13 protein-coding genes are annotated in these 13,858 nt (G+C 58.2%); all 13 read left to right on the forward strand.

What is annotated here, in order from left to right; all coding sequences use genetic code 11:
• The first annotated feature begins 133 nt into the window (after nt 1-133).
• The 13 genes from HV711_RS29305 (at nt 134) to HV711_RS29365 (ending at nt 13,797) form a co-directional block, all read left to right on the forward strand.
• Nucleotides 134-832, forward strand: a complete 699-nt coding sequence (locus HV711_RS29305) for a VirB8 family type IV secretion system protein (RefSeq protein ID WP_035482097.1) — start codon at nt 134-136, stop codon at nt 830-832.
• On the forward strand, nt 832-1,599 hold the full coding sequence (locus tag HV711_RS29310; RefSeq protein ID WP_035482096.1) for a TrbG/VirB9 family P-type conjugative transfer protein: 768 nt from the start codon (nt 832-834) through the stop codon (nt 1,597-1,599). Before HV711_RS29305 ends, HV711_RS29310 begins: the two co-directional genes overlap by 1 nt.
• Entirely contained in the window at nt 1,596-2,921 is a 1,326-nt protein-coding gene (locus tag HV711_RS29315; protein WP_035482095.1) for a TraB/TrbI/VirB10 family type IV secretion system protein, read from the forward strand. The genes HV711_RS29310 and HV711_RS29315 overlap by 4 nt, the downstream gene beginning before the upstream one ends.
• A 4-nt stretch (nt 2,922-2,925) precedes the next feature.
• Entirely contained in the window at nt 2,926-4,437 is a 1,512-nt protein-coding gene (locus tag HV711_RS29320; RefSeq protein WP_051224382.1) for a TrbG/VirB9 family P-type conjugative transfer protein, read from the forward strand.
• Nucleotides 4,434-4,937, forward strand: a complete 504-nt coding sequence (locus tag HV711_RS29325) for a TcpQ domain-containing protein (RefSeq protein ID WP_035482094.1) — start codon at nt 4,434-4,436, stop codon at nt 4,935-4,937. Before HV711_RS29320 ends, HV711_RS29325 begins: the two co-directional genes overlap by 4 nt.
• A 267-nt stretch (nt 4,938-5,204) precedes the next feature.
• On the forward strand, nt 5,205-6,986 hold the full coding sequence (locus HV711_RS29330) for a type II secretion system protein GspD (protein ID WP_035482093.1): 1,782 nt from the start codon (nt 5,205-5,207) through the stop codon (nt 6,984-6,986).
• Nucleotides 6,983-8,284, forward strand: a complete 1,302-nt coding sequence (locus HV711_RS29335; protein ID WP_035482091.1) for a type IV pilus inner membrane component PilO — start codon at nt 6,983-6,985, stop codon at nt 8,282-8,284. Before HV711_RS29330 ends, HV711_RS29335 begins: the two co-directional genes overlap by 4 nt.
• A 3-nt stretch (nt 8,285-8,287) precedes the next feature.
• Nucleotides 8,288-8,857 carry a hypothetical protein gene (locus HV711_RS29340; protein ID WP_035482089.1) on the forward strand — a complete coding sequence of 190 codons (570 nt, stop codon included), beginning with the start codon at nt 8,288-8,290 and terminating at the stop codon, nt 8,855-8,857.
• Nucleotides 8,857-10,767 carry a GspE/PulE family protein gene (locus HV711_RS29345; RefSeq protein WP_244142766.1) on the forward strand — a complete coding sequence of 637 codons (1,911 nt, stop codon included), beginning with the start codon at nt 8,857-8,859 and terminating at the stop codon, nt 10,765-10,767. The genes HV711_RS29340 and HV711_RS29345 overlap by 1 nt, the downstream gene beginning before the upstream one ends.
• A gap of 28 nt (nt 10,768-10,795) precedes the next feature.
• Entirely contained in the window at nt 10,796-11,947 is a 1,152-nt protein-coding gene (locus HV711_RS29350; RefSeq protein WP_035482140.1) for a hypothetical protein, read from the forward strand.
• A gap of 206 nt (nt 11,948-12,153) precedes the next feature.
• Nucleotides 12,154-12,744, forward strand: a complete 591-nt coding sequence (locus HV711_RS29355) for a type 4 pilus major pilin (protein WP_244142767.1) — start codon at nt 12,154-12,156, stop codon at nt 12,742-12,744.
• Between the two features lie 353 nt (nt 12,745-13,097).
• On the forward strand, nt 13,098-13,454 hold the full coding sequence (locus HV711_RS29360) for a type 4 pilus major pilin (RefSeq protein WP_175145483.1): 357 nt from the start codon (nt 13,098-13,100) through the stop codon (nt 13,452-13,454).
• A gap of 85 nt (nt 13,455-13,539) precedes the next feature.
• The gene (locus HV711_RS29365; protein WP_175145485.1) at nt 13,540-13,797 is read left to right on the forward strand and encodes a hypothetical protein; all 258 of its coding nucleotides are present in this window, start codon (nt 13,540-13,542) and stop codon (nt 13,795-13,797) included.
• Nucleotides 13,798-13,858: the final 61 nt, after the last annotated feature.

Raw genomic sequence — 13,858 nt, forward strand, 5'->3', positions numbered from 1 at the left:
GGGACATCGCGGACGCGTTCGGGTAGATACGGTCCGCTCGGGGAAAGAGCCCCTTCTTAGGCATTGTTTTCGCATGGTTGACCCGTAAGCCCCCATGTTTTACTTCCTACTAAGAAATCTCGGAGTGGGGAGCATGCGATTCAATCGGAAGGAAAAGCCAGTCGACGTACTAATGGCGGGGAACGCTGGGCCGATTACGGCATACGACAAAGCCAAGCGCGAATTCTTCGAAATCATCGGCACAAGTCAGGCAAACGCGGCGCGGTGGTTCATCATCGCGGTGGTGATGGGCTTTGGGCTGATCGTTATGGCGGCGGACTTCTATCGTCTGCTGCCTCTGAAGACGATCGTGCCATGGATGGTACAGGCACAGGCCGATGGTGCGATTGCTAATGGTGGCGCTGTTTCTGCTGTGCAATTCACGCCGAATCGCAACATGCGTTCCTACTTCCTGCGGCATTGGGCGGAAAAAGCACTCACCATTGACCAGTACACGTCGCAGAAAGATCTGAAGGCGGCTCAGGCGCTCTGTCGAGGTGCGGCCGTCGGCGAGTTTGCCCAGATGATGAAGGACGACAATCCCTTCGGCAAACTGGCGCTCAATGCCCAATACACGCGTGTCGTGCACGTTAAGAGCGTCGACCCGGGCGAGAACGGCGTCGGCTTCATCTTCTTGACGACTGTGGCCGGCGGCGGTACGGGCGATCCGGATACGAAACAATATCGGATCACGGTCCACTATGCGATTTCCCCTCCGAAGACCGAGGAGGAGATTGCCAGCAACCCGGTCGGCCTCTATATCACCCACTTCGCCCGCGTCGAGGACTTTTAATGATGTCGTTCTTTGTGAGAATTCTCGCCGGGATTCTGTTCCTCGCGGGTCCCCTGTTCGCGCATGCGGAATTGATCGCAACACCACTGCCGGGCGATACCCGACTCGTTCGCTTCGATTTCGATCCGAACAATACCTATCAGATCCTCACGCGCCCGAAGGCAGTCACCGATATTCAGCTGGAGGCCGGCGAGGTTGTGAAGGGCGTGGCCCTCGGCGATTCCTTCTCGTGGGATTGCGAAACAAGCGTTCCCGGGCACATCTTTATTCGCCCGAAGTACGACGACGTCGTTACTTCCGGGACGGTCGTGACGGACCACAGAACGTATCAACTCATGCTGCGCTCGACGGAATCGGACGTCGGCAAGTGGTACCAGCGTGTTACGTGGGGATACCCGGGCACGTCGATGTTGCAACCACTTTCGACGGCTGCGACGGCAGCGGCATCTGGCGTCGGCCCCGCAACGAGCGATCCGCTGACTCGCGGAGTCGATGTTGAGCAGTTGAACTTCGACTATCGGATCAGCGGCAATGCGCCGTTCAAGCCGGTGCAGGTGATCGATAACGGCACCTTCACCTGGATTCAGATGCCGGCGAATATCCAGGATTGGCCGGCGGTGTTCTGGGTCACGCCAGATAACCGTTATGCGGCCCTCGATCCAGTCGTTGACGGGAAGTATCTGAAGGTCACGAAGGTCATGCACAAATTCCTGCTGAAGATCGGCAAGGAAGAAGTCGAGATCACGAACAATAAGGTCACTCAATGACCAACAAGTCGATCATTGATCCGGAATCCAACGACGGAGGCCTGCCCAAGAAGAACATGCACTGGAAGATCGTGCTGCTTCTTGCTGGTGTCGTCCTCGTTGCGGCTTATATCAAGTTTGGCGGAAAGAGCGTGAACCGCCATCAGTTCAATCCAACACCGCCACACGCTGCCGAGCTTGGCCCGGCGGCGGATCCGTCGTCTATCGACAAGGACAAGCAAGCGGCCGAACAGAACGTACAGCTTGAGAAGGTTCAGGAAGCGAAGCAGAAAGCGGATGCCGTGAAGAAGCAGCAAGAACTACTCGCTGCCCAATCGGCGAATAGTGGCCGCATGGGAGTAGCGCCGGCCGAGACGCCAGCCGCTTCGTCGACGGTGGGATTGCCTCCGTCGGGCGCGTTGCCGCCGTTACCGCCGGCGATGGCGAGCAAAGGCGTTGGCGGGGGGCGGAGCGTGGCTGACCCCGACCGGGAATCCATGATCAGAAACTCGCCAGTCTTAGTGAAGTCGAATTCCGCTCAGCCGGCAAGTGCTCAGTCAAATACGCCGCCGGGCTACGTGCCGCCGCAGATGACCGATTTGCAGCGCAGTGAACTCGCAAGCGCATCAGACATGAGCAGCATTCTGAAGAACATGCCGGGCGCACAAGGTGGCAACGCCCCCGGTGCCGGCGCCACGGCGAATGCACAGTGGCTGTCCGACTATAACTCCAAGCTGTCTGACCATTCAGCACAGACGGCCTATGCGCCGCCGGCGAAGTACTACGTGCGGAGCAACACGCTCATTCAAGCGGTGACGACGCGCATGATCGATAGCGACCTCTCTGGCCCCATCGAAATGCGGGTCGTTAGCGATGTGTACGACTCGGTGACCGGAACGCAGATCATGATCCCGGCTGGCTCTACGATCAGCGGGGGGAATAACGGGGATGTCCGGCTCGGTCAGTCCCGAATCGAGGCTGCCGTGGGACGGATTTGTCGGCCCGATGGCATTTGCGTGGATGCGCCGGGTTCGCAGGGAGCGGATTCGGGTGGTGCAACGGGTCTAAGTGGCGACGTGAACAACCATATCCTGCAGATCTTCGCGACCGCGATTATTCCTGCGGCGATCGCATATGCGACTACGCCGAGTAATAGCGGGAACGGCAACGTCTATGCCGGGGGGAGCTCACCGATAAACGCCGCAGGTCAGATCATGGTTCAGACGTCGCAAACGGTATTGAACCGCTACAACAACGTCCCGCCGACGATTACTGTTCCGCCCGGGTCACCCGTGAGCATCGTTATCGGGAAAGACCTCGTGCTGCCGCCATACCATAGGTGAGACCGTGAAACTCAGTTTGAAATCTTTTGCCCAACTGCGCATCATCGCTGTCGCTCTTTCGGGTCTTGCCGTGACCGCGTGTGCCACGGCGCCGCTGCCGGCAGCATCTGATCGCAGCTACGACTTCGCGTATCGAGCGACAGGTGGAGCGGGTGTTCGACCAAGTCAAGTGTTCGACGACGGCACGAAGACCTACTTCCAGTTCCCTGTGGGGAAAACCGCTCCGGTGATCCAACTCGACGATGGCGGAGCGCGCAGGCTGCTGGAGCCGAATCAGGAGGGCATTTACTACACCGTGCCGTTTGTAGCGAATCGCTTCGTGTTCCAACGCGGCCAGGAAACAGGCGTCGCAGAATACAACGGTGCGAAACCGCACGTCGTTGATATGTCTCACGTGAACGAACCGGGGACGGTGCCAGCATCGAACGTCGACGCGGAGGGCCTTTACGCGGTGACGCAGCGGAACCGCCCGGTGTACTTGCGTCAGACGATTCAGGCGAACAGCTACGCAACACCGGTAGTGGGCGACAACGCGTCGTGGGCGACTGAGCTTCCGACAGAAGACAAGTTCGACGTGCAGTTCAAGCGCGGCAGCTCGACCCTGTTGGTGCCAAAGCGTGCCGCGGCCTCGGAGATTCTTTCGAGTGCAAAGCGCGCAAGTCGGGTGGTCATCATGGGACGTGACGATGACAGCATGATGGAAACGCTTGCTGTGAAGCGTGCTGGCGCAGTGCGCGACTGGCTCGTGAAGAATGGCGTCCCCTCGAATGTGATCAATGTGACGGCAGATACGTCGGGCGCGGATGGGCTTGACGCGGAGATCCGCGTCTACAGCAAGCCGGCGCAAGTCGCAGTGAACTACGCATCGCCGGATTCCCCCGCATTCAAAGCAGACGCGATCCAGGCGGATGTTCAGTCGGGAGCGATCTCACGCGAGGAAGGGGCTCGTCGTCTTGCTGCACTCGCTGGCTACGGGGAGCGGTCCGATGGAGATCACTCTATAGCGAACGGTGGAATCTCGCTTCGTGCAACCTTGGCTGTGTTCGCCGAGAAAGAGCACTATCAGCTGACGTGGGGCGTCGGTGTCGCAGACAAGAAGATCGTTGTGCCGGCGGTTGACCGTGAACCGAATTTTGATGCCAAGTTGGCCGATCTGGGCAAGGCGGGCGCTGCCGCGTGCAATCTCGGCGTCGACAAGGACGCGAGGATGATCTACGCGGAGCCGGACCTCAGCGGCCTAGTCCAAATCAACGCCAAAGCTGGAATCAAGACTCTTAGCGAGGCGAATGCTCTGTTGACGGTGAAGCTGCTGGCTTCTCCTAAAACGATGTATGTCGTCGATCGCGTCGACGACTCAGACATCTCCGTGAATTGGCAGGATGCGACGACATTCACGGTGCCCGTGCGGGAGAAGATGGCACTCACCTTGGACGGCAAGACACTGGATCTGACACACGTGGGCGACAGCCGCTACGTGGTCGCGCTTCAACCCTCAGCCGGGACTACGACCAAATGAAGAAACTGACTTTAATGCGGCTCGGGGCCGTTGTGGCGCTCGCTTTAGTTGTGCCGTTCGCTTCGGCTCAAGCACACAAGAACCAGGCGTTCGTGGCTTCTATGACTGCGCCGGCAGTCACGGCTCCTGCCTCGCCGGCCGTAGCCGCTGCAACGCCCGCTGCGGGCAGCGGCACCGCGGTTACTAGCGTTGTGGTCGGGGGCTCTGAGGCTGACACCGGCGCGTCGAGTGGCCGTGACTTCGCTGTCCGGACCAGTGATGTCAACTTCCGGCAGATGATCGCCCGCTGGGCAAAAGAGGCGGGGTGGAACTCGGAATGGGCTGTCGAAGGGGATATCAACGTTGCTGGTGAGTACACGTGGCACGACACCGATTTCGTGACCGCGGTTCGATCAACGCTGCGCGCGACAGAAGGCGGTGAAACTCCGGTGCATGGATGCTACTACTCTAATAACTGGGTGCGAGTCGTGCCGCTGACGACGCCATGCAGAAAACAGTGAATCCCTATTCCGCAGCATGAAGCTGCCAGAAGGCGCCGCAGGGCGCCTTTTTTTTACGGGCCGACGACGTCTCTGTTCTTGCGTGAAAGGTGGCCGCCATAGGCGCTGTTTCTCGATAGTTCGATGGATTGGCGCATGTTTTACTGGCAACTACGAAGAGGTAGGTTGGACGCGTCCGATGGGTCACCCCCAGAGGGGCTTCAGCGTCGCACCGACCTCGTAAGCCTCCCACTGTTCGACGAGACAGACGTTATTCAAGGTAGACCGATGACCCGTAATTTCAAGACATTTGTCCTTCTCCCGCTCGTGGCTGCCTTGACGCTGTCCGGCTGCGTTTCGCCAACGCTCGAGCGTCAAACGAAGGGTGCGGTCCAGGATGCGACGACGGCGCAGGAGAGCGGCCGACAGCAACTGATCGATCAGATTACCAATGGTCGAAAGGTTCGTGAGCGCGACGAGATGGTCGATGCGCCGTTCCTCGCGGGCAAGACGGTCGCTTTGAGTCGTGACGTGACTCTTCCGCCGGCGCTCCAGGCGAATGTCAAGACTGACATCATGTTTCCGGGGCGTCGGGTTTCGCTGCCGGTTGCCGCGGAGCGGATTACGCTGGCGACCGGTATTCCGGTGAAAATCGACAACGACGTGTACCTGCCTGCGACCGCGCTCCTGCCTCGTAGTCAGGTAAGCGAGGATACAAAAAATACGGTGCTCGGCCAGAGTGGCTCAGCTCCTGGTGCCATGGCGGCCGGTGCAGCAAGGGGTGGCGTGCTCCCACCGATCCCGGGCGCTTCGGATGGACTGAGCGGCGTGCAGGGATACTCCGGCGCGGCGGCTATCGAGACGCCGATGGACGTCCAGTTCGAGCCGGGGCAGATGCCGCTATCGCGGACGCTTGATCTGATCGCAACGCGACTCGGCATAAACTGGGAGTATGACGACCAGAAGGGTGTCATCCGCTTCTATCGTATGGTTACGAAGACGTGGCTGCTTCCGATCAAGCCTGGATCGATGTCGTACACCACGGCGTTCTCCGGCTCGACGAGTCAGACGAACAATTCGAACGCGCTGAACACGCAGGGCCAGCAACAGGACACGCCTGTCAAGAGCGAAGCGCAGAACATCAGTGAGATCAACGCGATCAAGTCGTCGATACAGACGATTATGACTCGAGCGGGCGCAATATCGGCCGACCCGGCGATCGGTTCGATCACGCTGACCGATACGAAAGACGCGGTCGACAAGGCCGATAGCATCATGAAGTTCGAGACCAACGTCTTGTCGAAGATGGTGTTGGTCCGTCTGCAGATGATCCAAGTAACAACGAACGACAACGGCCAGGCAGGTGTCAACTGGAACGCCGTGATGACGAAGGCGCTGGAGAGTATTCCGGGCTTTCAGTTGTCATCGATCTCGCCAGTTTCGCTCATTGGCCAAAGCGGTGTCGACAACGCCGGACAGATCGGCCTAAACATCACGAGCGGTGCTTTCAAGGGAACCAGCGCAATCATCCAGGCACTGGCGGAAATCGGACGGGTGTCGACAACGACGGAAATACCACTGTCCATCCAGAACCGCCATGGGCTGTATTACAACGTGCGATCGACGTTTTCGTACGTTTCCGCGACTACGCCCGCGACGGCGACTTCGGGCGGGACGGGCGGTGTCCCTGGTATCACGACATCGCAGGATCAGGTCGGCTTCAAGCTGATGCTTTATCCGAGCGTTACGCCACGCAATTCGATCGATCTGACGATCTCCATCGATCAATCGACGCTCCTATCCTTGCAGACCTTCACGTCGGGCTCGGGGTCGAGTGCACAGTCAGTGCAGTTGCCGAACACAAACGGTGAGGGGGCGACCATCGATGCCATTGTTCACAACGGTGGCACGCTGATTCTCACCGGTTTCGAGCAGAAGCAGAACCAGTACGACAGACGCTCGATGGGCCCGAGTGTGCCGCTTATCGCCGGCGGATCGGAGACGGCGCAAGGTCAGCGAACGACCACCATCATCATTCTCTCGGCCGCGGTACAGGACGCTGATTCATGATCATCGATGTCAACGGCAAGAAGATTGCGTTCGGGCTTTCGTGGAAAAGCCTCGTCGGCGGAGGTAATCCCGAGTCGATGGCGGTCTCACGGGCACGGGCCGACAAGTCGGCGCTGATATGGACGGATGCTGAATCCTTTCAGGTGGGTCTGTTGCCGGCAGCAGATCTGAGCGAGAAGGATGCGGCAAGCCTTAATCAGCCTGTCTACGCCGCAGCTAGGATTCTCACGCGCATTGACGGGCTCAAGAAGAACGTCCTGATGGTGTTGAACCAGCCGGGCGGCGCAGGGACGTTCATTCTCGTCGGTATCCACAAGGGCAAGCCCAAGGACCGCTTCGACCTGGTTGGGATTTCCGGAGAGGTCCTTAGCCAGAAGATCGCAGAGTATCGTGAGTTGGTCCGAAACGAGCCGTTCGATCTGATAGGCGACATCAGAGCTCTGGACGGCATCTACCCGACGCCGATCGGCATCCTTGCTGACAACGTTGCCGAATACTGTGCTCTGCATAGGCCGAAGTCGCAGGTTCCGCTCCGAAAGATGGGCATCGCAGCGGGAATCGTCTTGGCGTGCTTTTTGATAGCAAAAGTCGGAGCGCCGGTGGCCATGAAGAAGTGGCGTGAGCATCATCAGCAACAGATGCCTGATCCGCAGAAGCTATACGACGACGCGATCAAGGAGGTCCGAACGAAACCCGTGCTGCCAGCTACCGAACTGGGTCCGTGGTACGCGTGGTTTCGCGCTTTGCCGTGGGACATCGGCGGCTGGAATCTCTCGGCTGTGTCGTGTTCGTTCACCCCGTCCGGGGCGATGTTCTGCGCGCTGGATTACAAGCGCGCCCTCGTGCAGGCGACTTACAAGACGTTCATTGCAGCACTGCCTCCGCAGTGGGCACAGTCCTTTCGTCTCGATCAAGACGTGGTCCATATCCAGACTCAGTCGCCTGTTGGCCGAGTAGGCCGTGTTGCGCAGTACATGGATAGCGCTCCTGCGGCAAGTGACGTGACGTACAACTTTCAATCGCAGTTGCAAAGCTATCAGGTGACGGGGAAATACACGTTGTCGGCGTTCACTCTTTTTGGCGCAGATGGAATTGATCCGAGCGCGCTGCACAACACATATCGCGCGGCCGCGTGGACGATGGACGGCCCAATGCGGAATTTCCAGTTGCTGGCGAAGTTCCCTCCGTACGCGCTTGTCTCAGGTATCAACGTTCAGGTGCAGTCGGATCCGCAATCGTCGATCGATAACTCCATGTTCAAGGCAACGGTCAAGGGCCAAGTGTTGGTCAAAGGATAAGAGATGAAGCGTGTGCAAGCATTTGCGGGGTTGGTTCTTTTGATGACGTTCGGGGTCACGCGTGCAGAGACGCCGAGCGTCGGTGATTTGATCGATGCGGAGGCGACGCGAACGCTACATCAAATGACCAACGACGACAAGAGTTCGGCCGGCGGCGGACCACTCCCGGGTGGTGCGGCCATGGCGGGACCGGCGGCGCCTTTGCCCGCGGTGCCCGCTCCGGCCGACGAGAAGCCGAAGCATCCGGATGGTCTTTTCGCACGATTCGGTGTGGTGCCCAATCTTTCCGGGTATTTGATGTGGAACAACGCTGTATATCAGGTATCGGTCGGCAAGAAGATCAAGGGCTGGACTGTCGTCGCGATCAACGCGGACGGTGTGGATCTCCGCTCTGGCAAGGGCGCAATCAAGCACTTTGACTCCTTGGTTGACTCGGGCTTTGACGGCGACGACGGCGCGAGCGCGGCCCAGACTCAGCCACGGAACACGGTCGGGATGCCTCAGACTTCGATGCCGCCTGGCTTGTCGCCGATGCTTGGTGCACGCCCAACTGCTACTGCGGGGGTACGATAATGCTCGGCAAATTGCTTGGTAGAGAAGAGCCGGCGATCTCGCAGCGCGAGGCTGGTCGCGCCAATGGGCAGTCGAGCTGGGTGCCTCCGGGAACCGGTGCAGCGCCCAGCTTTCCGCTCTCGTCGCCGGCTCCAGCTTTGCCCTCGACTGATTCGGAGCCCGCGGCAGGGGTTGTCGAGCGAACTCCGTCGAGCGACGACGTTGATGTGATCACGAGCGCTGATTCCCTGCCACTGTTCACGCGAAAGATGTATGACGACGATCTCGTCCGCATGCCGCCGTCGATCCGGCAAAAGGTTTGTCCTGTTGAGGTGACCGCGCCCGGCGCGGAAGGGAACAAGCGCGGAAAATTTGCGGTCATCTGCACTGCCGATTTCGTTGCTGACGACTACGTCGAAGAGCTAATCAAGCATCTCTCGCTCAAATGGGATTTCACACAGGACGGCTATCACGTCGCGTCCGACCAGATCCTGATCGACCTAGCTCGAGACCGGGTCATGGAAAACCGTCGTCGGAAAAAGCAAAGCATTTCGCTCGAGCAGAAGAACGCAAACGTGCTCTACCGTCAGTTCGAACTGATGGCGGAGTTTGCGATTGCGAACGAGGCGTCGGACATCCATATCGACATGAATCGGCGGCAAAGGCAGTCACAAGTTCAGTTTCGAATCCACGGCAAACTGGTTCATCCCCCTGAGTTTCTTATCGAAACGGATACGCTGCTGGATATGGTTGCGTACTTGTACAACAACAAGTCGCAAAATGGCTCGCAGAACTCGTATAACGAGAACATGCCGCAGCAATGCCAGCTCCAGCTCCGCATTAAAGGCCGGGATCTCCTGTTCCGATGGGCTTCGGGTCGTACCGCGCTGGGCAGCATCGTTGTGTTGCGTGTGCTCTTCCAGGACGACATGCAGAGCATCAAGTCGCTGGGGGAATTGGGCTACTTCCCGCAACAATGCAAGATGTGGACGAACGCGATCAGTCGCCACAAGGGCGGTATTTCGGTGGCGGGGATCGTGGGTTCGGGCAAGTCCACCACCATGCAGACCAACATGGCCAGCTTGCCGATGACGATGGCGAAGTACTCGGTCGAAGATCCAGTTGAATACCTGATCCCGGGCGTTCGCCAGTTCAACGTGTCCCGCTCGCTGACCGATACCGAAGAAGACTCGTTCATCGCGTGGAAGCGGCAGCTTAAGCGGATGGACCCGAGCGCGGTGCTCATCGGCGAGTGTCGAGATCTCGATAGTGCATCGATGTTCCGGGACATCGTTGAATCCGGCCACCTCGGCTTCACGACCGTTCACGCGCCGTCGCATCTGGGCAGTATTGATCGCTTTTGTTCGAACGAACTGGGTATTCCGCGCGAAGTGATGGCTACTCCGGGCTTCATGAACCTGCTCGTGTATCAGGCGCTTGTGCCAATCAACTGCGAGTGCTGCAAGGATTTTCCGGCTCGACTCCACGCAGATGCCGCGTATCTCAAGCGTATCGAGCGCCTGTTTGATCTTGACGTCGACGGGATCTATCTGACGAACAAGGCCGGTTGCCCGAAGTGCAGCAAGCCGGGTTTGGTTGAACTCAACGGCATTGCCGGCCGGAAGGTGGTCGCCGAAATGCTCGAGCTTGACACGTACATGCTCGAGATGATCCGCGCTCACAAGAACATCGATCTCATCAAATACGTCAACAAGCTCCGGACGTCGAAATTCTCCGAGGAAGATTCGCTTGGGAAGTCGGCTATGGAAGTGGCGATGTATCGGTGCTCGCAAGGGCAAGTGTCGCCGTTTGAGATCGAGGAGAAGTTCGGTACGTTTGAGCAATACGAGAACGAACAGAAGCGTTTCGGGCTTGGAAAGTACGCAACTGAGCATAGCGAGCGATTTGGTACTGCGTCAGCTCCGCGCTGAATCAAGCCTATTTCAATGGGACGAAGAGATGAAATCGTTACTGGGACGCTTGCCGTTCGGTGGTTCGCCGAGCCACGACAATCCCACCGCGGGGAAGGGGCTGTTTCTTGCGATCTGGGAGTTCAAGCATAAGCGGGGGGAGTTCTACGGCGACCTCGCCGGCATGATGGAGGCGCAACCGGGTAAGAACATCCGTGAGTTGCTCGAGCCGTACGTCGACCGCCATGCAAGCCAGCCGGAGGGGAAGCTTGCTGCCCATTGGCTTCAGAGGATGGACGAGGACGTGGCGACCTTCTCGGACGCGATGATTGGTACTGTGCCGTCGGAGGATCTCACAGTCTTATCGTTTTCTGAGCGAGCGGGGGATTTGAAGGTCGGCCTGCAGCAGCTGTCGGAAAACATTCTCGGAATGGAGGATGCGAAGCGTGTGGCGCGTACGACTCTGCTGACGGCCGTAGCTGCAGTACTGATTTTCCATGTGTTCTTGGGGGTGGAAGCGTTCGTGTTGATGCCGCGGCTAGTCAAGTCGATCGGCGGGATGATCGCGCCCGACCACTGGGGCCCAGTAGGCAGGGCCTTTTATCACGTCGGCGAATTTGTTAGAGGTTGGGGATGGGCAGTTTTGGGTCTAGAGATCGCGGCGTTTTCATGGATCCAATGGTCGTTCCCGAACTACGTTGGCCGGGCGAGACCCTGGCTCGATCGAAACGTCCTGCCGTACCAGTTCTACCGCGACTTTCGCGGCGCTGGCTTTTTGTCAGCCTTAGGCGCCGCTACGGCGAAGGTCGGTACGCAAGTGCAAACCGTTCCGGACGCTCTCGAGAAGATGGAGCCCGAGTCCTACCCGTGGCTGAGGATGCACATCCTACGGATTCTGGACAATTTCGAACACGAGCCTAATGCCAAGGGCGAGGCGTTCAACACGGGGATCGTCAACGACAACGCCTACTACCGTATTGTCGACATTGCGGAATATAACGACATGTCGACGATGCTTGCGAAGGTCGGGGCGATCGTCCGTAGGACGGCTCCGATCGAGATGCAGAGGAAAGCGACCGTGCTTCGGTACACAGTCGTGGTCGGAGTCATTCTCGCCATGATGGCGTTTTATTTCGGCACTTTCCGGATGTCCGATGAGTTCAAGCAGATCATCCAGCTGCAAATGATGATGCGTGGCTGACAATTCGCTGGGTGCGCGGGATTTAAGGCAAAACACCTTACGCATAGGCGTTGTTTCCGAATGTCTGTCATTGCAGCGATATGTTTTACTGAGGAGGTCGTAGGTTCTGTTGAGAGGGTGCACCGTGGGCCTATGGGGTGGCGAGCGGCGTCGAGGGCGCCGTAGAGTGAATTCAGTTTTTAGCCTTTCTTTCGATGAGGAGAATCATGAAATCGGGCGAGATCGTTTTGGGCAAGAAGCGCCGCGGCAACGCGGCCTGGTCGGGGCAGATGAAGGATCTGAACGAGCGTGGGCAGAGGGGGAGCGTGTTGCTCGAGTATGGTCTTTACTTGTTGGTGGCCCTGATCGCCATCATTGGCATCTACTCATATTTCAGCTCGAACAGCGTCGGCGAGCAGACGAACCAACTCGGTAGCGATCTGACGACGCTTGCCGGGAAGGTGAAGTCGAGCTATTCCGGCCAATATGCGAATGTGACCAATGCTGCGCTGGACACGGGCGGCTTCTTCAAGAATTTGACCTCGATGCAGGATACGGGCGGCAACGTGACGGTCTCGCCGGGCGGCGGTCAACTCGTTGTGACGTCTGGAACGCTGAACGTTGCGGGCGACTCCGTCCAGTATTCGATCACGAATCTTCCGGATTCGGCCTGTCAGCCGATTCTCTCGGCTATCCAGCGCGCTGCCTCGCAGATCTCGATCAACGGCACCGTCATCAAGTCGCCGACCGTAAGCTTCAACCCGGCGAACATGGTTTGCACGAATGATGCGAACAAGGTCGTCTATCTGATGACCTAATCGGTCGGATGGTTCGGTTGCGCGAAGAGGGGGCGCCAGTGTTAGGGCGCCCTTTTAAATGACAGCCTTCGGGGCGCAAGCGGGACTGAGAAGCGAAAGCTGTGCGCGAACTGCCCGCGAGGATTCAGGGCCGGGGTAACGTGACTCGACGATCGTTGGGGGAAAAGTTGCGTGTAGCGAAGCGGTGTCTAAGGGCTGCATGGCGGCAACGAGGTGGCGTACTTCAAGAGTACGGACTTTACCTGCTAATTGTGTTGCTTCTTCTATGCGGCCTGTACGCAGCGTACGCGAGCTCTTCGGATGGGCAGACGGTTTCGGATCTGCACAACGACCTTGTTTCGTTGACCGGTCGCGTGAAGGGAAACTTTTCTGGCCAATACGGAACTGTCTCGACACAGACGCTTGTCCAGGCGGGGGTTTTCAAAGGGCTCGGCTCGTTCACAAGGGCGGGTGGCGGTGAGACCGTCTCCGTTGGCGGCGGTTATATCACCGTGTCGCCAACGATGGTTCATAGTCCGAACGATGCGCTGCAATACAGGCTCAACGGCCTACCGGACAGTGCGTGCCTTCCGTTGATTGCCGGGATGCAGGGGGTGTCGGCGGTCGTGACCGTGAACTCGTTTATCGCGAAGTCACCACAACTGCCGTTTACGCCGGGGAATGTGCAATGTAGCGGCGACAGCAACATCGTCACGTTTTCAATACTTTAGGCTATACTTCCTGCCAAGAAGCTGGCAGATAAGAGCAATCGAGATAAGAATTCGTAGTTCCGCCTGAATATCGCGAAGGAAAGCCATGAACGGTACTGTGTGTTTTGATCATATCGAGGCGAAGCCGTCGTTGAATGGTTTGTCACGCTTTTTCCTCGCAAGAAAGAAGCGGCTCCAGCGCGGTTCGATGCTGATCGACGTGGCATTGGCATTGACGGTGGCCACGATTGCCTTGACTGGACAGTTCGCGCAGACGAACGAGGCTGTCGACGAGTCGATCGCAAAGGCGACAGGGGCAATGTCCCACAGACAGTTGAAGGTTGGGACGGCGGGTGCGGCATAGATTATGCGACCTTGCGATCATGGTCAATGTTGGATTTCGAGGGCGAACGCTTCAGGGCGGC

The sequence above is a fragment of the Paraburkholderia phenoliruptrix genome (assembly GCF_902859825.1).
Classification (GTDB): Bacteria; Pseudomonadota; Gammaproteobacteria; order Burkholderiales; family Burkholderiaceae; genus Paraburkholderia; species Paraburkholderia phenoliruptrix.

Coding starts and splice junctions, on each gene's coding strand:
- HV711_RS29305 (WP_035482097.1), top strand. CDS start 134: ATGCGATTCAATCGGAAGGAAAAGCCAGTCGACGTACTAATGGCGGGG.
- HV711_RS29310 (WP_035482096.1), top strand. CDS start 832: ATGATGTCGTTCTTTGTGAGAATTCTCGCCGGGATTCTGTTCCTCGCG.
- HV711_RS29315 (WP_035482095.1), top strand. CDS start 1,596: ATGACCAACAAGTCGATCATTGATCCGGAATCCAACGACGGAGGCCTG.
- HV711_RS29325 (WP_035482094.1), top strand. CDS start 4,434: ATGAAGAAACTGACTTTAATGCGGCTCGGGGCCGTTGTGGCGCTCGCT.
- HV711_RS29330 (WP_035482093.1), top strand. CDS start 5,205: ATGACCCGTAATTTCAAGACATTTGTCCTTCTCCCGCTCGTGGCTGCC.
- HV711_RS29335 (WP_035482091.1), top strand. CDS start 6,983: ATGATCATCGATGTCAACGGCAAGAAGATTGCGTTCGGGCTTTCGTGG.
- HV711_RS29340 (WP_035482089.1), top strand. CDS start 8,288: ATGAAGCGTGTGCAAGCATTTGCGGGGTTGGTTCTTTTGATGACGTTC.
- HV711_RS29345 (WP_244142766.1), top strand. CDS start 8,857: ATGCTCGGCAAATTGCTTGGTAGAGAAGAGCCGGCGATCTCGCAGCGC.
- HV711_RS29350 (WP_035482140.1), top strand. CDS start 10,796: ATGAAATCGTTACTGGGACGCTTGCCGTTCGGTGGTTCGCCGAGCCAC.
- HV711_RS29355 (WP_244142767.1), top strand. CDS start 12,154: ATGAAATCGGGCGAGATCGTTTTGGGCAAGAAGCGCCGCGGCAACGCG.
- HV711_RS29365 (WP_175145485.1), top strand. CDS start 13,540: ATGAACGGTACTGTGTGTTTTGATCATATCGAGGCGAAGCCGTCGTTG.